Source organism: Pseudoroseicyclus sp. H15 (assembly GCF_054353345.1).
The window spans coordinates 114,687-132,154 of record NZ_JBTHJE010000006.1; the positions used below are offsets into that span (position 1 = coordinate 114,687).

A 17,468-nucleotide genomic window follows, 5' to 3' on the forward strand; every position below is an offset into this window, starting at 1 on the left:
CCACCCCGCCCAAGCCGATTGCTCGCCCATGACCACCAATCCCGGCACCCGCTCGACGCAGGCGGCAGGGCGCGTCTTGCGCCTTGGCGGCAGCCTCGCCAACGTGGCGCTGACCATCGTCATCACGCTCCTCGGCCTCGTGGCGCTGACCTTCTTCATCGGCCGCATCGTGCCCATCGACCCGGTGCTGACCATCGTGGGCGAGAAGGCCCCGCCCGAGGTATATGACCGCGTCTACCGCGAGCTCGGGCTCGACCAGCCGCTGATCACCCAGTTTCTTTACTACCTGCGCGACATCTTCCGCGGTGACCTCGGCCAGTCCTACACGACCGACCGCGCCGTCCTTTCCGATATCCTGCGCTTCTTCCCTGCCACCTTCGAGCTTGCCGTGCTCGGCATCATCATCGGCGTCGCCCTCGGCGTGCCCGCCGGCGTCATCGCCGCGGTGAAGCGCGACACGTGGGTCGACCATCTCGTGCGCATCGTCGCCCTCATCGGCTACTCGGTGCCGATCTTCTGGCTGGCCCTGATGGGCCTCCTCGTCTTCTACGCCAAGCTGCAATGGGTCGGCGGGCCGGGGCAGCTCGATATCGGCTATGCCTATTCCTACACGCGCGTCACCGGCTTCATCCTCGTCGACACGGCGCTGAGCGGCGACTGGGCCGTCTTCGCCAATGCCGTCAGCCACATCGCCCTGCCCGCCCTGCTCATCGGATATTACTCCATGGCCTATATCAGCCGCATGACCCGCTCGGTCATGCTGGAACAGCTCTCCAGCGAATACGTGCTGGCCGCCCGCATCAAGGGCGCCTCGGAATACACGGTCGTCGTGCGCCACGCCCTGCGCAACGCCGCCATCCCGCTGGTCACCATCGTCGCCCTCTCCTTCGGCGGCCTCCTCGAAGGCTCGGTGCTGATCGAGACGGTCTTCTCCTGGCCGGGCCTCGGCAATTACATCGCGCAGTCGCTGCTGGGCGGAGACATGAACGCCGTGCTCGGCGGCACGCTGGTGGTGGGCACGATCTTCGTGCTGCTCAACGTCGGCTCCGACCTGCTCTACCGCCTGCTCGACCCGCGCACCAAGGCGGCCGCCCAATGAGCGAGACAGCCGCCCCCCGCGCCTCCGCCCTGCAGGCCCGCCTTGCCGAGCTCGGCCGCTTCGCCCGCGCCTTCCGCCGCAACCCACTGGGCATGGTCGGGCTCTTCATCGGCCTCCTCCTCATCCTCGCCGCGATCTTCGCGCCGTGGCTGGCAACGCATGACCCCTACCTGCCGAACTTCGGCGGCCGCCTCAGCCCGCCGGGGGCCGAATACTGGCTCGGCTCTGACGAGCTGGGCCGCGACATCTACACCCGCATCCTCTACGGCAGCCGCATCACGCTCTTCATCGTGGCGCTGGTCATCTTCACCTCCGCCCCAATCGGGCTCTTCATGGGGGTGGTTTCGGGCTATTTCGGCGGCTGGATCGACGCGGTGCTGATGCGCGTGACCGATGTCTTCCTCGCCGTGCCGAAGCTGCTGCTCGCGCTCGCCTTCGTCGCCGTGCTCGGCCCCGGCATCGTCAACGCCGCGCTCGCCATCACGCTGACCGCCTGGCCGCCCTATGCGCGCCTCGCCCGGGCAGAGACGCTGGCCGTCCGCAATGCCGATTACATCAACGCCATCCGCCTCGCCGGCGCCTCGCCGATCCGCATCATCGCGCGGCATGTCGTGCCGATGTGCACCTCGTCCATGCTGGTCCGCGTGACCTTCGACATGGCGGGCATCATCCTCATCGCCGCCGGCCTCGGCTTCATCGGTCTCGGCGCGCAGCCGCCGCTGCCCGAATGGGGCGCGATGATCGCCTCGGGCCGGCGGTTCATCTTCGACCAATGGTGGGTCGCCGCCATGCCCGGCGCCGCGATCTTCCTCGTCTCGCTCGGCTTCAACCTGTTGGGAGACGCCCTCCGCGACCTTCTCGACCCCCATGCCGTGAGGCGGACATGAGCGCCCTCTTGACCATCGAAGACCTCACCGTCGCCTTCCCCCGCGACGGCGGCGGCGAAGAGCCCGCCGTGCGCGGCGTGAACCTCACCATGGGCCGCGAAAAGGTGGGCATCGTGGGCGAGAGCGGCTCGGGCAAAAGTCTCACCGCGCGGTGCATCCTCGGTGTACAGGCCGTGCACGCCCGGCGCACGGCCCGTGCCATGCGTTTTGACGGGGTGGACCTGCTCACCGCCAGCCCTCGCCAGATGCGCCAGCTTCGCGGCGGGCGCATCGGCATGGTCATGCAAGACCCCCGCCACGCGCTCGACCCGGTGCAGCGCATCGGCGACCAGATCGTCGAGGCCATCCGGCTGGGCGACCGCAAGATCAGCCGCCGCGACGCCTGGGCCAAGGCCCGCAACATGCTGGAATCGGTAGAAATTCGCGAGCCCGACCGCGTGATGCGCCTCTACCCGCACGAGGTCTCGGGAGGCATGGGCCAGCGCGTCATGATCGCCATCGTCTTCGTGCGCGAGCCCGACCTCCTCATCGCCGACGAGGTCACCTCCGCCCTCGACGTCACCGTCTCCGCCCGCATCCTCGAACTGCTGGACGAGATGGTCACCCGCCGCAACATGGGCCTCATCTTCATCAGCCACGACCTAAATCTTGTGTCCCGCTTCTGCGACCGGGTGCTGGTGATGTACGCGGGCCGGGTGGTCGAAGAGATCGCCGCCGCCGACCTCCACAACGCCCAGCACCCCTACACGCAGGGCCTTCTCGCCTGCATGCCGCAGATCGGCGGCCCGCAGGAGCCGCTGCCGGTGCTGCAACGGCAGGAGAGCTGGCGGGACGAGGGAGCAGGCGCATGAGCGAGATCCAGATCGAGGGGCTGACCGTCTCCTACGGCGAGGGCCGCGGCCAACGGCAGGTCGTGCAAGGTGCGGATATCGCGGTGGAAAAGGGCGAGTGCTTCGGCCTCGTCGGCGAAAGCGGCTCCGGCAAGAGCACCATCCTGCGCGCCGCCATGGGCCTCGCCTCGCAATGGGAGGGCCGCATCGAGATCGCCGGGATCGACGCCCGCAAGGGCCCCCGCCCCGCCTTCCTGCGCAAGGTGCAGATGGTCTTTCAGGACCCCTACGCCTCGCTCCACCCGCGCCTGCTCATCGGCGAGGCCATCGCCGAACCCATGCGCGTCAACCGCCTGCCCCGCGTTGCGGAGCGGACATTGGAGCTCCTCGAAGCCATCGGCCTCACCGCCGCTCACCGCTACCGCTACCCGCACGAGCTCTCCGGCGGCCAGCGCCAGCGCGTTGCCATCGCCCGTGCCCTCGCGCTTGACCCCGAGGTGCTGCTGCTCGACGAGCCCACCTCGGCGCTCGACGTCTCCATCCAGGCGGAGGTTCTGAACTTGCTGAACAAACTCCGGGCCGAGCGCGGCCTGACCTACCTGATCGTCAGCCATGACCTGGCGGTGATCAGCCATATGTGCAGCCGCCTCGCGGTGATGAAGGAGGGCCGGATCGTGGAAACGCTGGGCCGAGAAGAATTGACCACCGGCGCCGCCGCCGAACCCTATACGCGCGATCTCATCGCGGCGAGCCGCTAGCATGGCCGTCGCGATCATCGGGGGCACGGGCTTTCTCGGCACCGCCATCGCCAAGGCGCTGGTGGCCCGCGGCGAGACACCCGTGCAAGTGGCCCGGCTGACCTCGCCCTACGAGGTGGTCGAGGGCAGCCTCACCGCCGCCGCCGACCGGGCGGACCAGCCCGCGCTGGAGGCGATCTTCGCCGAGCATGGGGTGACCGGCGTCATCGACGTGCTCACCCTGTCGCTGGAGAACACCCGCGCTCTCCTCGCCGCCACGGCGTCGGCGGGGGCGCGCTACGTGATGATCAGCGCCATCGACGTCTATGCCAATTACGGCGGGCTGATGGGGATGGAGACGCCGCCGGTGCTGGCCCGCCCCTCCCGCGAGGATGACCCGGTCCGCACGGCGCTCTACCCCTATCGCGGCAACCCGCGCCGGCCGAAGGGCTTCGACGATGCGCTGATCGACGATTACGACAAGGTGCCGATCGAGGCCGCCGCCCGCGAGGACGCGCGCCTCGATGCCACCATCCTGCGCCTGCCCGCCATCTACGGGCCGGGCGACAAGCAGGGCCGCTTCACCTGGATCACCGAGGCGCTGGCAGCCGGCGGGCCGATCCGCATGGACGAACGCGCCGCCGCCTGGCCGCAGACCTTCATCACGTTGCAGGATGCCGCCGCCGCCGTGGCCCTCGCCGCCACCAGCGACTGCGGCAGCGAGACCTTCAACATCGCCCCGCCCATCCAGCGGACAATGGGCGAGTGGGCCGCCCTCTTCGCCCGGCTGGCGGGCCGGGACGGCGCCATCGAGCTGCTGCCCCCCGGCAGCGGCGGCCTGATGCAGGAGCGCGCCGACACCACCAACATGGCCTACCCGCTCACCATGGACGGCACCCGCTTCGAGGCGCGCTTCGGCCCGGTGCAGCAGCGGCCCGAGGAAGAGGTGCTCCGCAGCCTGCTTCCGCAGACCGGCGGCTAGCCCTTCACCGCCCCCGCCGTCAGCGCCGAGACGATGAAGCGTTGCAGGGCGAGGAAGCACAGGATCGCGGGCACGATGGTGATGAGGCAGGCCGCCGCGAGCAGCTGCGTCGTGCTCGCCGTGGCGCTGCCGGCGTATTTGTAGATCGCGACCGAGATGGGCCATTTGCTCTCGTCCGACAGCATCAGGAGCGGCACGAGGAACTGCGACCAGTTGAAGATCAGGTTCAGCGTCACCGCCGAGGCGATGGCGGGCGCGGCCAGCGGCAGCGAGACAAGGAAGAAGATGCCCGGCCGCCCGTAGCCGTCGATCATCGCGGCCTCCTCCAGCGCCCGGGGGATGGCGTCGAACCCCGTCTTCAGCAGCCAGATGGTGAGCGGAATGCCGATGGCGATGTAGATCGCGGCGGTGCCGGTGTGCGTCTCCAGCAGGCCCAGTGCCCCCATGTAGCGGTAGAGCGGGATCAGGATCACGAGGCCGGAGACCATCTGCACGGCGAGGATCGCCATCATCAGCCCGCCCCGCCCGCGGAAGGTGAAGCGCGAGAAGGCATAGGCCGCCGGCGCCGCCACGATGGCCGAGCCGACCGCGCCGAGGGCGGAGAGCTTGAAGCCATTCCAGAGGTAGCCGGGGAAGCCGGTATCGGTGAGGACGGTGCGGAAGTTCGCCAGCGTCGGCGCCTCGGGGATGAAACGCGAGGCGCCGAAGTAGATCTCCTGCGGGGTGCGCAGGGCGAGGGAGATGAGGAACAGGATCGGCGCCACGAAGATCGCGGCGATCAGCAGCGCGGCCAGATAGGTGGCCGCGTTGGCGAGATGGCGCCTCATGCCTGCGCCTCCTCGCCGCGCGGCAGGAAGAGCGCGTAGACCAGCGCGAGGACGAGGCTGATGAGCAGCAGCAGGATCGCCAGCGCAGAGCCGCGCGCGAGGTCGTAATTGAGGAACACCGTGCTGTAGGTGAAGAGCGACAGCACCTCGGTCGCGCGGCCGGGGCCGCCGGCGGTGAGCGCGGCGATGGCGTCGAAGGCGTTCAGCATCTGGATCGTCACGAGGATGGCGTTGACGAGCAAGGCCCCCCGCATCTGCGGCAGGGTGATGAAGACGAACTGCTCCCACCCCTTGGCGCCGTCGATCTCCGCCGCCTCGTAGAGCGCGGGGTCGATGCCCTTGCGCGCGGCGTAGAGGATGATCATCGACACCGCCGAGCCCTGCCAGACGCTGGCGACGACGACCGAGACCATCGCCATGTTGGCATTGGAGAGCCAGGCGACGGGCGCGCCGCCCAGAAGACGGATCAGGCTGTTGATCGTGCCATAGGGCGCCTCGGAGAAGAGCACCTGCCAGATCACCCCATTGGCCACGCCGGGCACCACCCAGGCGGCGAGCACGATGGTGCGCAGCGTCAGCATCCCCCAAAGCCGCTCCCGCTCGCCCCGCACGACCAAGAGCGCGATGCCGAGGCCGACGGCAAGCTGGCCGAGCACGGCGAAGCCCGCGAAGACGAAGGTATTGCGCAGGACGAGGCCGAGCGCGGGGTCGGCGAGGATGCCTTCGATGGCGGCGGTGGAGTAGCTGACCTCGCCCCCGAGCAGCGAGGCATCGGTGAAGGCGAGGCGCAAGGCGTCGAGAATGGGCACGAGGTAGAAGAGCCCCAGAAGCGCGATGGTGGGCAAGAGCCAGAGCGCCGGCCCGCTGGCAAGCCGGGATAGGGGGCCGCTGCCGCCGCCCCGCTCTGCCGCCGCGCTCATGAAAGCCTACTGGGCGTCATAGGCGGCAAGCGCGCCCTGATAGGCTTCGTCCAGCGCCGCTTCGGGCTCTTTCGCCTGCGAGAGCACCTCACCCATCGCCACCTGGATGAGGCTGGTGACCTCGGGATAGAGCGCCACGGCGGGGCGGGCGACGCCGTCTTGCAGGCTTTCGGCGAAGAGCTGGTATTCCGGCGCCTGATAGACCTCGTATTCGTCGTAATAAGAGGCGAGCGTCGGCAGCTGGTTCTGGAAGGCGTTGCCGGGCCCGGCGTAGAGGCGGGCGATGTCCATGCACATCTCGATCTTCTCGGGATCGTCGGTCAGGGCAGCGATCGTCCAGCCGCCGGAGCCGGTGGCGCGCTGGTCTTCCGTCGGGCCGGGATAGGCCGAGACCTCCCATTTGGCGGCGATATCTTCGGGCAGGCGGGCGTTGATCTGGGCGTATTGCCAGTTGCCGCCGATGAACATCGCGGCGGTCTGAGCGGCGGCGGCGGCGAAGAATTCCTCGTAATCGGTGATGGTGGAGACGCGGGCGGGCGCGGCGCCGGATTCGACCAGGTCGTCGTAATATTCGAGCGCGGCGAGGAATTTCTCGCGGTTCTCGCCCTCGCCAAAGACGGGGCGGCCCGTCTCGTCGAAGAGCTTGCCGCCCTGGGCCCAGAAGTTCGGCAGCCAGTCGAAGGTCGTCCCCTCGGTGCGACCGCCGTTGAAGAGGATGCCCTCGTAGCCCTCGTCGGCGGCGGCGAGCGCGGCCTCTTTCACCTCGGCCCAGGTTTGCGGGGCCTCGGGGACCAGCTCGGTGTTCCGGTAGAGAACCTGCAGGCTGGTGAACCACCACCAGGCGTAGAGCTCGCCATCCGGCCCCGTCACGCCCTCGCGGGCGAAGGGGAACATGTCGGAGACTTCCTCATCGGTGAGGTAGGAGGTGATGGGCGTCAGCACCCCGGCCTCGATGAAGGCGGCGACGTTGGGGCTGTCGACCATGGCGCAATCAGGGCCGCGACCGGCGCGGGCCTGTTCGAGGATGCGGGCCTGCTCTTGCGCGGAATCGCCCGTCATCAACTCGGTGTCGATGCGCCAGCCGGGATGGGCCTCGATGAAATCGGTGAAGAGCGCCTCGTAGCCCTCCTTCGTGGCGGGATCGGCGCTGTAGAGGTCATAGGCCGTGAGGCGGAAGGTCAGCGACTTCTCGGCATCGGCAGGGCCGACGCGATCGCGCGTGACCGTGCTGTCCTGCGCGAGCGCCGGAGCGCCGGCGGCGACGAGGGCGATGAGCGAGGCGGCGAGGCGGGGTTGGGTGAGACGATGCGACATGGGCACTTCCTTCTGGAGGATAGGGCTTGAGCGCCCCGGGGCTGGCCAACAGGTGGCCCGGGTTCAGGGACGATCAAGGGCTATTGGTGCAAGGATGGCAAGGGCGGAGGGGGGCCTCCTGCCCCCCGCTGCCTGGCGGCAGCCCCCCCGGAGGTATTTTCGGCCAGATGAAGGGGCCCGTCAGGAGAGAACCTTGCCGGTCGCATTATCGATGAGATGGGCCTGGGTGAAGTCTGCGCTGAGCGTGACGGTCTCGCCCGGCCGCGGCGCCTGATCGGGCGAGAGGCGGGCGGCGGCCTCGGTGCCGGCGAGGGTGAGGTAGATGAGCGTCTCGGTGCCGAGCGGCTCGGTGACGCTGACGTGGGCGGGGCCGAGAGAGGCGCCGCCGGGGGAAGGCGACAGAGCCTCGGGGCGGAGACCGAGGGTAAGGTCGCGGCCACGGTGCTTCGCCCAGGCATCGGCGCGGGCGGCGGGCACGGGCAGGCGCGGGCCGTCCTTCAGGGCGAGGGTGAGGCCGCCCTCCCCCTCTTCCAGCGCGCAGGGGAAGAAGTTCATCATGGGCGAGCCGATGAAGCTGGCCACGAAGCGCGTGGCGGGGTGGCGGTAGATCTCCATCGGGGTGCCGACCTGCTCGATACGGCCCTCGTTCATCACCACCACGCGGTCGGCCATGGTCATCGCCTCGACCTGGTCATGGGTGACGAAGACGGTGGTGGTGGGCATCGCCTGGTGCAGGCGCTTGATCTCCAGCCGCATCTGGGCGCGCAGGCGCGCGTCGAGGTTGGAGAGCGGCTCGTCGAAGAGAAACACCCGCGGCTCGCGCACCAGCGCCCGCCCGATGGCGACGCGCTGACGCTGCCCGCCCGAGAGGGCACGGGGGCGGCGGGGCAGCAGCGGCTCGATTTCTAGCAGGCGCGCGACTTCATCGACGCGCTTCGCCACCTCCACCCGGCCAAGGTTGCGGCGGCGAAGGGCGAAGGCGATGTTCCGCCGGACGCTCATATGCGGGTAGAGCGCGTAGCTCTGGAAGACCATCGCGATGTCGCGCTGGCCGGGGGTGAGGTCGTTGACGCGCCGCCCACCGATGCGGATGTCGCCGGAGGTGACGCTGTCGAGCCCGGCGATCATGCGCAGCGTGGTCGATTTTCCGCAGCCGGAGGGGCCGACCAGCACGACGAATTCGCGGTCGGGGATCGTGAGGTCGAGGCCTTTGACCACTTCGGTCTCGCCGAAGGTCTTGGTGACGGATGAGAGCACCAGCTCTGCCATGGGTGGCCTTTCGTCAGCCGCGGCGACGTGCCCGCCCGCAGCCATGTAGGCGGGGGGCGGGCGCGGTCCATCATCCATCCCCCGCCGGGGGGTGGGATGCAAGCCGACATGCCATGAGATGCCGGTGATCCGGGCAGGCGCCGGCGCTTCTGGGGGGCGGGCGGCGCATCGATGGAAGCGGCGCCCTACCCCCGCCGCGCCCTCTCCACGTCCGGGTCGGGCACCGGAACCGCCGAGAGGAGGCGCCTCGTATACGCATGCGCCGGGCGGCGGATGATCTGCTCGGCCGTGCCGGTCTCCACCGCCTCGCCGGCGGTCATCACCATGATGCGGTCGGCGAGGCCGGCCACCACGGCGAGGTCATGCGCCACCAGCAGGTAGGCCACCCCGGCCTCGCGCTTGAGGTCGACGAGCAGCTCCAGGATCTCCTGCTGGATCGACACGTCGAGCGAGGAAACCGGCTCGTCGAGCACGATGAGGCGCGGGTCGAGCATCAGGGCGCGGGCGATGGCGATGCGCTGGCGCTGCCCGCCCGAGAACTCGTGCGGAAAACGGCCGAGCGCGGCGCGCGGCAGGCGCACCCGGTCGAGCATCGCCTCGGCCCGCGCCCGCGCCTCGCCGCCCCGGCCATGGATGCGCATCGGCTGGGCGAGGATGTCGGCCACGGTCATGCGGGGGTCGAGCGAGGAATAGGGGTCCTGGAAGACCACCGACATCCGCTTGGAGGCTTCGCGGCGCACGGCGCGCGTGGCCTTTGCCATGTCGACGCCCTCGAACTGCACGCTGCCTGCGGTGGGCGGGTGGATGCCGAGGATGCAGTTGAGCAGCGTCGTCTTGCCCGAGCCGCTTTCGCCGACGATGCCGAGCGTCTCTCCGGGCGCGAGATCGAAGCTCACCGCATCGAGCGCCCGCACCCGCCGCTCTTCCAGCGTGCCGCCGGAGGCGCGGGGGCGGATGAAATCACGCGTGAGGCCCTGCACCTGCAAAAGCGGCGGGCCGGGGCGCTCCACCGGCGGGGCGAACTCCACCCGGTCGAGCCGGGGTGCGAGAGAGAGCAGGCGCCGGGTGTAGGGGTCGCGCGGAGCGGTGAAGAGGCCGTGGACATCCTGCTCTTCGACCAGCGCGCCGGCCTTCATGACGGCCACGCGGTCGGCCAGCCCGGCCACGATGGCAAGGTCATGGGTGATGAACAGCATCGCCGCCCCCACCGCCTCGCGCGCCTTGGCCAGCGTCTCCAGCACCTGCGCCTGCACGGTGACGTCGAGTGCGGTCGTGGGCTCGTCGGCGATGATGAGGTCGGGCTGGTGCACCATGGCGAGCGCGATGACGATGCGCTGGCGCATCCCGCCCGACATCTGGTGGGGGTACTGGTCGAGCCGCGTGGCGGCATCGCGGATGGCGACCACCTCCAAGAGCTCGGCGGCGCGGGCGCGCATGGCCTCGCGGCTCATCGGGCCGGCGAGGCGCAGGCTTTCCTCGAAATGGGCGCCGATGGTCAGCACCGGGTTCAGGCTCGTCGCCGGGTCCTGCAGGATCACCGCGATGCGGCGCCCGCGATAGGCCCGCCAGCCCTCAAAGCCGAGCCGGCCCATGTCGTCCCCGTCGAAGATCAGCGTGCCGGTGGCGACAGATTGGTTGGGCAGAAGCCCCGCGATGGAGAGCGCAGTGAGCGACTTGCCCGAGCCGCTCTCGCCCACCAGCGCCAGCACCTCGCCGCGCCTGATGTCGAGGCTCAGCCCCTCTACCGCCGTGCCGCCGTCGAACCGGACGGAGAAGTCGCGGATCTCGACGAGGTTCTCCGCCGCGGGCGCCGGGGCCCCGGCCCCCTTGCGGGCGGCGGCGACGAGCGGGTTGTCGAGATCGGCGCGGGGGTTGAAGGCGTCGCGCAGACCCTCGCCCACGTAATTGATCGACAGCACGATCAGGATGATCAGCACGCCCGGCGCATAGAACATCCAAGGCCGCGTCAGCACCGCCGTCTGCGCGCTGGAGATGAGCAGCCCCAGCGAGGTATCGGGCGGCTGCACGCCGAAGCCGAGGAAGGACAGGCCGGTCTCCGACAGGATCGCCACGCCGACGAGCAGCGCGGTGGAGACGATGATGTGATCGGCCACGTTGGGCACGAGGTGGCGCAGCATGATGCGCGGCGCGCTGCCGCCCATCACCTGCGCGGCGCGCACGAAGGGCATGTCGCGCAGGCTGAGAGAGACGCCGCGCACGAGGCGGGCGACCGAGGTCCACATCAGGGCGGCGAGCACCAGCGCCAGCCCCAGCCACGAGACCCCTGCCCCGGCCAGCGAATTGCCGAGGAAGGCGGCGAGCGCGATGGTGGGCACGGTCAGCACGAGGTCGACGAGCCGCATGATGCCGGCATCGACCCAGCCGCCGAAATAGGCCGAGACGACGCCCATGATCGTGCCGATCACGCAGGCGATGGCGGCCACGCTGCCGGCGATGGAGAGCGATTGCTGCATGCCCCGCATCGAGAGCGCCAGCATGTCGCGCCCCAGCGTGTCGGTGCCGAGGGGGTGGGCGAGCGACGGCGGCTGCGACAGGTCGGGCGTGATGTCGGTATGGCTGTAGATCCACAGATGCGGGCCGAGGATCGCGGTTGCCACCAGCAGCACCAGCACCACGAGGCCGAGCATGGCCATCGGGTTGGCCCTGAACCGCCGGGCGGCGAGGCCCATGCGGCTGGCGCCGGGGCGCGCGTCGGTCAGGCCGGGTTCAGTGAGCGCCATAGCGGACCCTCGGATCGATCAGGGCATAGACGAGGTCTGCCACGAGGTTGAACAGAACGACGGCGGTGGCGGCGATGAGCAGCCAGGCCATCACGGCATTGGCGTCGCGGTTGCCGATGCTCTCGATGAGAAAGCCGCCCATGCCGCGCCATTGAAACACCGTCTCGGTGATGACGACGCCGGAGAGCAGCGCGGGCAGGTCCAGCGCAACCACGGTGACGATGGGGATGAGCGAGGGCCGCACCACATGCGCGCCGATGATGCGCCGCCGGCTGAGCCCGCGCAGCACGGCGAACCGCGCGTGATCGCTGCCGAGCGATTCCACCACGGAGGTGCGCTGATAGCGGCTCCAGCTCGCGTAGTGGATGAGCGTGAGCACGATGGTGGGCAGCACGAGGTGCCCGGCCATGTCGAGCAGGAGCGGCCAGAAGCCGCTTGGCGCCGGCACCGAGACATCGCCCACGGTGTAGAAGATGCGCGCCTGCGCCGCGCGGTTGGCCGCGATGCCGCCCTGCTTGAGCAACACCGCCAGCCAGAACGAGGGCAGCGCGATCAGGATGAAGGCCGAGCCGGAGATGAGGTGGTCGAACCAGCGGTTGCGGAAGAGCGCCGCCAGCGTGCCTGCAATCAGCGCCAGCCCGAAGGCGATGACGATGGCCGTCACCACGAGCCGGAGCGTGACGCCCACCCGCGGCAGCAGCTCGGCGCCGATGTCGCGGTTGGGCAGAACGGAGGGGCCGAAGTCCCCCCGCACGAGGCCCGACAGCCAGATCGCGTAGCGCTCGACCGGTGGATGGTCGAGGCCGAGCCGCTGCTCCTCTGCCTGGATGACGGCTTCGGAAACGGGCGGCTGACGATCCTTCAGATCCGCCAGGGGGTCGCCGGCCATGGCCACCAGAAGGAAGACCATGAAGGTCGACGCCAGAAGAATGCCGGCGCTGTTGGCCAGCCGTCTGAGGATCAATCCGGTCATGAACGGGCCCCTTGGTTCAGATCGAGGGTGGCTGCGTCAGTCTTTCGCGACCGGCCGGATTCGGCCCCAGTGCCACCACGGCACCGAGTATTCCAGCTGGTCGGCCCAGCCGAAGAATTCCTTCGAGCGCGCGTAATAGGTCGCGTACCACAGCAGCGGCACATATTCGCAATCGCGGGCCAGAACCTCCTGCAAGCGCTTGTAATGCTCGCCCCTTTCCTTGCGCGTCAGCGCGGAGCGCGCATCGGCATAGGCGGCATCGACATCGGCATTGTGGTGCTGGCCCATGTTGTTGAGGCCGGTCGAAGAGTACTTCGTCGAGGTGATCTCGGGATCGGGCGCCATGGTGCCGCCCACGATGATCAGATCGAAATCATGCTCCTTGCGGATCTTGCGCGACCAGTCGACCGAGCTCAGCCCCTCAACGTTGACGGAGAAACCGACCGCCTCGAGGTTGGCCTTCACGATATCCGCCAGCCGTTTGTGGCCGAAGAACGTTTCCATGAAATAGAGGTTCAGATGCTTGCGGATGCCGTCTTCGCCCTCGGGCAGGCCGGCTTCGTCGAGCAGCTCCTTCGACTTGGCGACATCATGATCGGGCGCCACGGCCTCGGGGTTGAAGGCCCATTCCACCGTTTCCAGCAGGTAATGCGGCCAGGCGAAGGAATAGCCCGGATCGGTGATCTTCTCGATGTCGGCGCGGTTCACCGCATGGGCTACGGCGTCGCGCCGGCGCTGATCGTCCCAGTCGCCGCTGCCGTGGTTGAAATCGAGCAGCGCCATGCCGGGACCCTTGCCGCGCATGATCTCGACATCGGCCCCCTCGACGAGGTGCATCCGGTCGAGCGTGAGCGTGTCCTGCGGGAAGAAATGCGCCTCGCCGCGGGTGACCATGCGCACGCATTCGTCGCGGTCGGGCTCAATCTTCAGGATAAGGCGGTCGATCTCGGGCTGCGGGCCCCAGTGATCCTTCACCGCCTCCATGATGATATGCTCGCCCTTGGCCCATTCGACGAGGCGGAACGGGCCAGAGCCGACGGGCTTCATGTTGTAGGGGTTCGTTTCCCAATCCGTGCCCTCGTAGAGATGCGCGGGCAGGAAATGCGAGAAGATGAAATTGCCGAGCTGCACGAGGAAGCCCGCGTTCGGGGCCTTCAGGTGGTAGTCGACGGTATAGTCGTTGACCATCTCGATGTGATCGACATCGGTCAGGAACATCGCCCCGGTGTAGCCCATCTTCATGACATGCGTGTGCGTGTAGACGACATCGCGCGCGGTGAGCTTCTCGCCATCCTGCCAGCGGGCCGCCTGATTGAGGTGGAAGCGCCAGCGGCGCGCGCCGTCGAGCATTTCCCAATGGGTGGCGAGATCGGGATAGGAGCCCGAGAAGTTGTACCACTCGGTCAGCACCATCCGGTTATAGATGTTGTTGCACACGATATAGCCGGCGCTAGCGGTGTAGTTGCGGAACACGTCGTTGAAGTGAACCGCGTCGTGGGGCGTCGCCACGACGAAATCGATGGTCATTCTATCCTCGGTCTTTGCTTGGGATTGCCCGTCTCGGGCGCAGGGGCGAGCGGCGCCGCCCCTGCCCTGCCACCTGACGTTCAGGCGGCAGTCGGGTTGAACCGCCCGCCGGGCAGACTGCGGGGCAGTCGAACCGGCGGGCGGGGTATGGCTGAGATGTGCCGGGGCGCTCGGGGCCTTACGGCTTCATGCCCCATTGCTCGATATTCATCGTGGTGCCGTATTTCGACGGGTTCACGAAGATATTGGCGTAGGCCTGATTGAACACCGCCATGTTGGTGATCGGGAAGAGCGGCACGACGATGCCGTCCTCCAGCAACGTCAGGTCCAGCTCGTTGGTCAGCTCCACCGTCTTGGCATCGTCGAGCGTGGCGGAGATCTCTTCGACCAGCGCATCCACCTCGGGGTTCGAATAGTCGAACCAGTTCCGCCCGGCGCCGGTCTGATACCATTGCGCGAGGGAGAGCGCGCCGAGATCGAGCGCCGTGGCGGTGGTGTAGATGTCGAACGCGCCTGCGCGAGCCTCAGGGCTGTAACGCGAGCGGTCGGCCGCATCGATGAAGGTGGTGATGCCGATGGCCGCCAGCTGCGACTGCGCGAGCTGCGCGAATTGCATGCGCAGCGGGTCGATCGAATAGGTCAGGATCTCCAGATCGCGCAGCGGCTCGCCGCTCGGCAGCATGAGCTTGCCATCCACGAGGCTGTAGCCGGCCTCTTCGAGGATCGCGAGTGCCCCTTCGGCATCGCCGATGCCCACACCGGCGGTGGTGGTGTTGTCACGCTCGGCCACTTCACCCGCGACCGTCTGGCCGGGGATATAGGCGGCGGAGGTCATCACCTCGGCGCCCTCGACATACTGGCCGATGGTGCGGCGGGTCATGTCTTCGGTATCCAGCACCATGGCAATGGCGCGGCGCAGCGGCAGATCGGACATCACGTCGCCCGAGGGCTTGATGATGAAGTGGTAGTAGGTGAGCGTCGGGCCGATATCGATGCCGACATCCCACATCTGGTTCACCTGCTCGACAGTATCGAGCGTGGCGCCGCCGTAAAGCGCATCGACCTCGCCGTTCTGCAGCGCCGTCACCTGCTCACCGACAGCGGCAATGTAGCGGAAGACCACGGTGTCGAGGTTCGGGCCCTCGCCGTACCACTCGGGATTCGCCTCAAGCGTGAGGGCGACGCCGTCCTGGTACTCGCCGACCATGAAGGGGCCGCCGGACCATTCGGGCACGTTCTCGGCGAAGCCTTCGTTGAAGCTCGTCGCGAGGTCGCCATAGGTCTCGGCGATATGGGCGGGCAGGATGTAGGGGAACAGCGTGCGCCAGGGCGCGAAGGGCGCATCGAAGGTGATGCGCAGCGTCTTGCCATCCTCGCTCGCCTCCATCGAGGTGACGAGGTCATAGCCTTGCGTGAAGGCGGCCTGGCAATCGCCGCAGACCTCCGGGTCCTGCACCATCTGGGTGTATTCGAAATCGGCCGCGGTGATCGGCGTGCCGTCGGACCAGACCGCATCGGGCTGGATGACATACTCCACCACCATCGGGTCTTCGCTGACGATATCGGCCGAGACCAGCAGCGCCTCGTTCAGCGTCACGCCAGCATCAGTGCCGGTGAGGAACGGGTGCGGGTAAATGGGCCATTGCTGCTGGCGGTTGGTGGTGATGTCACCGTTGGCCGTGAGCGGGTTCCAGTTCGGCGGCGGGTTGGTCGTGGCCAGGATGAGCTGGCCGCCTTGCACGACCTCCTGAACTTCGGCCTGCGCGTTGGCAGATTGCGCGGCCAGCGACAGGCCGAGGGCCGTCGACGCCGCCAGGGTGAGAATGCGTTTTGACATGATGGCTCCTTTTCAAATCACCGTCTCGTCGCCGCCGCTTGCCCGTATCGGGGCCTCGTCCGACTGCGCTCTTCCCCGGACGCTAGGAGTGAGCTAATGTTCAGGTCAATTCAGATATGTTCATAAACAAAACAGGCGATGCCCTTGCCAGAAGATGCTGGAATTTTGACCATCGCCTTCCAGGTGCGCGAGCGATTGCCCGTGCGAAAGGCCCGCGCCCTGAGCCAGACCATCATGGAAATGGTCTCTGACGGCGCCCTGCCTGCCGGCACGCGCATGCCCACGGTGCGCGACATGGCGAAGGCGCTGGGGATGAGCGCCTCCTCCGTCGCCACCGCCTGGGGCGAGCTGGTGGAGTGGCATGTTCTGCAAACCTCGCGCCGGGGCGGCACGCTGGTGCTGGGGCCGGCGGTTACCCCGAGAGCCACGCGCTACGATGCGATGATGCGCGCCTCTGAGGGCTGCACGCTGAACCTCGGCCACCTGATCTGCGACCCGGCGCTGCTGCCGCCCGTGGGGCCGGCGCTGGAATTCGCGGCCCGCGCCGCCGACATCAACACCACCGACCCCGAGCCGATCTCCAACGCGCTGCGCGCTGCCGTCGCGCCCGACTGGCCGGTCGAGACAGATGCCTTCCTCGCCACCCACGGCGGGGTGGATGCCATCAATCTGGCGCTGCGCAGCACGGTGCGGCCGGGCGACAAGGTGATAGTCGAGAGCCCCTGCATGACGCGGCTGCTCGACATCATCGATTTCCTCGGCGCCACGGCCGTGCCGGTGGAGTATGGCCCGGACGGACCAGACCTCGATCAGCTCGCCGCCGCGCTGAAGACCCGCCCCGCCGCGATGGTCTACCAGCCGGCCTCGCAGCACCCGACGGGCCGCAGCATCACGCCGGAATGGATCGACAAGGCCGCTGTGCTGCTGAAGGACGCGCCCTTCCCGATCGTCGAGATGGTGCAGACGCCCTTCCTCGTGCGGGGGCCGATCCGCTCGCTCGGCACCCGCCTGCCGCAGGCGGTGGTGCAGATCTGGTCGTTCAACTTCTTCTTCGGCTCTGACCTGCGCGTCGGCGTCGTCGGCGGCGCGCGGCTACATGTCGACCGGATGTGGCTGCAGCTGACCTATTCGTCACGCTGGGTGAGCCGGCTGATGCAGAACGCGCTGGCCTTTCAGATCACCGATCCCGGCGCCCGGCGGCACCTCGAGGCCCTGCTCGACGCCTGCCATGACCGGCATCAGCGCTTCACCGAGGCGCTGGTAGCCGAGGGTTTCCCGATCGCCCATCAGGACGGGCCGGCCATCTGGCTGCCGGTAGAGGACGAGCATGTCGCGGCGATGCAGATGAGCGGGCATGGCACAGTCGTGCACCCGGGCAGCTTCTTCACCGCCGCCCCCATGCCCCGCCAGCATGTGCTGATCAACGGCACGGCGGTGGCGGCGGGCCATGCGCCCATCGCGGCGCAGCTGGCCCGTGCCGCCGGGCTGAGCCGTGGCTTCCGACCGGACGCAGGCTAAGCGGGGC

Annotated in this window: 14 protein-coding genes; 6 read left to right on the top strand and 8 right to left on the bottom strand. The window is 68.4% G+C overall.

What is annotated here, in order from left to right; all coding sequences use genetic code 11:
- The first annotated feature begins 28 nt into the window (after positions 1 to 28).
- The 5 genes from ACXN5S_RS14460 to ACXN5S_RS14480 are packed head-to-tail and all read left to right on the top strand — an operon-like array spanning position 29 to position 4,535.
- Positions 29 to 1,099 (top strand): ABC transporter permease, encoded by a 1,071-nt coding sequence (locus tag ACXN5S_RS14460; protein WP_458606168.1) that lies wholly within the window; start codon positions 29 to 31, stop codon positions 1,097 to 1,099.
- Positions 1,096 to 1,986 carry an ABC transporter permease gene (locus ACXN5S_RS14465; RefSeq protein ID WP_458606169.1) on the top strand — a complete coding sequence of 297 codons (891 nt, stop codon included), beginning with the start codon at positions 1,096 to 1,098 and terminating at the stop codon, positions 1,984 to 1,986. The genes ACXN5S_RS14460 and ACXN5S_RS14465 overlap by 4 nt, the downstream gene beginning before the upstream one ends.
- Positions 1,983 to 2,837 carry an ABC transporter ATP-binding protein gene (locus ACXN5S_RS14470; protein WP_458606170.1) on the top strand — a complete coding sequence of 285 codons (855 nt, stop codon included), beginning with the start codon at positions 1,983 to 1,985 and terminating at the stop codon, positions 2,835 to 2,837. Before ACXN5S_RS14465 ends, ACXN5S_RS14470 begins: the two co-directional genes overlap by 4 nt.
- On the top strand, positions 2,834 to 3,574 hold the full coding sequence (locus ACXN5S_RS14475) for an ABC transporter ATP-binding protein (RefSeq protein ID WP_458606171.1): 741 nt from the start codon (positions 2,834 to 2,836) through the stop codon (positions 3,572 to 3,574). Before ACXN5S_RS14470 ends, ACXN5S_RS14475 begins: the two co-directional genes overlap by 4 nt.
- A 1-nt stretch (position 3,575) precedes the next feature.
- Positions 3,576 to 4,535, top strand: a complete 960-nt coding sequence (locus ACXN5S_RS14480; RefSeq protein WP_458606172.1) for an NAD-dependent epimerase/dehydratase family protein — start codon at positions 3,576 to 3,578, stop codon at positions 4,533 to 4,535.
- Here ACXN5S_RS14480 and ACXN5S_RS14485 read toward each other — a convergent pair.
- From ACXN5S_RS14485 to ACXN5S_RS14520, 8 genes are all read right to left on the bottom strand, one after another.
- Positions 4,532 to 5,362 carry a carbohydrate ABC transporter permease gene (locus ACXN5S_RS14485; RefSeq protein ID WP_458606173.1) on the bottom strand — a complete coding sequence of 277 codons (831 nt, stop codon included), beginning with the start codon at positions 5,360 to 5,362 and terminating at the stop codon, positions 4,532 to 4,534. The two genes, ACXN5S_RS14480 and ACXN5S_RS14485, sit on opposite strands and share 4 nt — an antisense overlap.
- The gene (locus ACXN5S_RS14490; RefSeq protein WP_458606174.1) at positions 5,359 to 6,282 is read right to left on the bottom strand and encodes a carbohydrate ABC transporter permease; all 924 of its coding nucleotides are present in this window, start codon (positions 6,280 to 6,282) and stop codon (positions 5,359 to 5,361) included. Before ACXN5S_RS14490 ends, ACXN5S_RS14485 begins: the two co-directional genes overlap by 4 nt.
- 6 nt (positions 6,283 to 6,288) lie before the next feature.
- Positions 6,289 to 7,596, bottom strand: coding sequence for an extracellular solute-binding protein (locus ACXN5S_RS14495; RefSeq protein ID WP_458606175.1), 1,308 nt, complete (start codon positions 7,594 to 7,596; stop codon positions 6,289 to 6,291).
- Between the two features lie 180 nt (positions 7,597 to 7,776).
- Positions 7,777 to 8,865, bottom strand: coding sequence for an ABC transporter ATP-binding protein (locus ACXN5S_RS14500; RefSeq protein WP_458606176.1), 1,089 nt, complete (start codon positions 8,863 to 8,865; stop codon positions 7,777 to 7,779).
- Positions 8,866 to 9,050: 185 nt separating this feature from the next.
- Positions 9,051 to 11,606, bottom strand: coding sequence for a dipeptide ABC transporter ATP-binding protein (locus ACXN5S_RS14505; RefSeq protein WP_458606177.1), 2,556 nt, complete (start codon positions 11,604 to 11,606; stop codon positions 9,051 to 9,053).
- Positions 11,593 to 12,579: an ABC transporter permease gene (locus tag ACXN5S_RS14510; protein WP_458606178.1), complete on the bottom strand. Its 987-nt coding sequence runs from the start codon at positions 12,577 to 12,579 to the stop codon at positions 11,593 to 11,595. The genes ACXN5S_RS14505 and ACXN5S_RS14510 overlap by 14 nt, the downstream gene beginning before the upstream one ends.
- Positions 12,580 to 12,615: 36 nt before the next feature.
- Positions 12,616 to 14,106 carry an ABC transporter substrate-binding protein gene (locus tag ACXN5S_RS14515; protein WP_458606179.1) on the bottom strand — a complete coding sequence of 497 codons (1,491 nt, stop codon included), beginning with the start codon at positions 14,104 to 14,106 and terminating at the stop codon, positions 12,616 to 12,618.
- Between the two features lie 178 nt (positions 14,107 to 14,284).
- Entirely contained in the window at positions 14,285 to 15,943 is a 1,659-nt protein-coding gene (locus ACXN5S_RS14520; RefSeq protein ID WP_458606180.1) for an ABC transporter family substrate-binding protein, read from the bottom strand.
- 165 nt (positions 15,944 to 16,108) lie between these two features.
- Here ACXN5S_RS14520 and ACXN5S_RS14525 point away from each other — a divergent pair, with 165 nt between their 5' ends.
- Positions 16,109 to 17,461: an aminotransferase class I/II-fold pyridoxal phosphate-dependent enzyme gene (locus ACXN5S_RS14525; RefSeq protein ID WP_458606181.1), complete on the top strand. Its 1,353-nt coding sequence runs from the start codon at positions 16,109 to 16,111 to the stop codon at positions 17,459 to 17,461.
- Positions 17,462 to 17,468 lie beyond the last annotated feature (7 nt).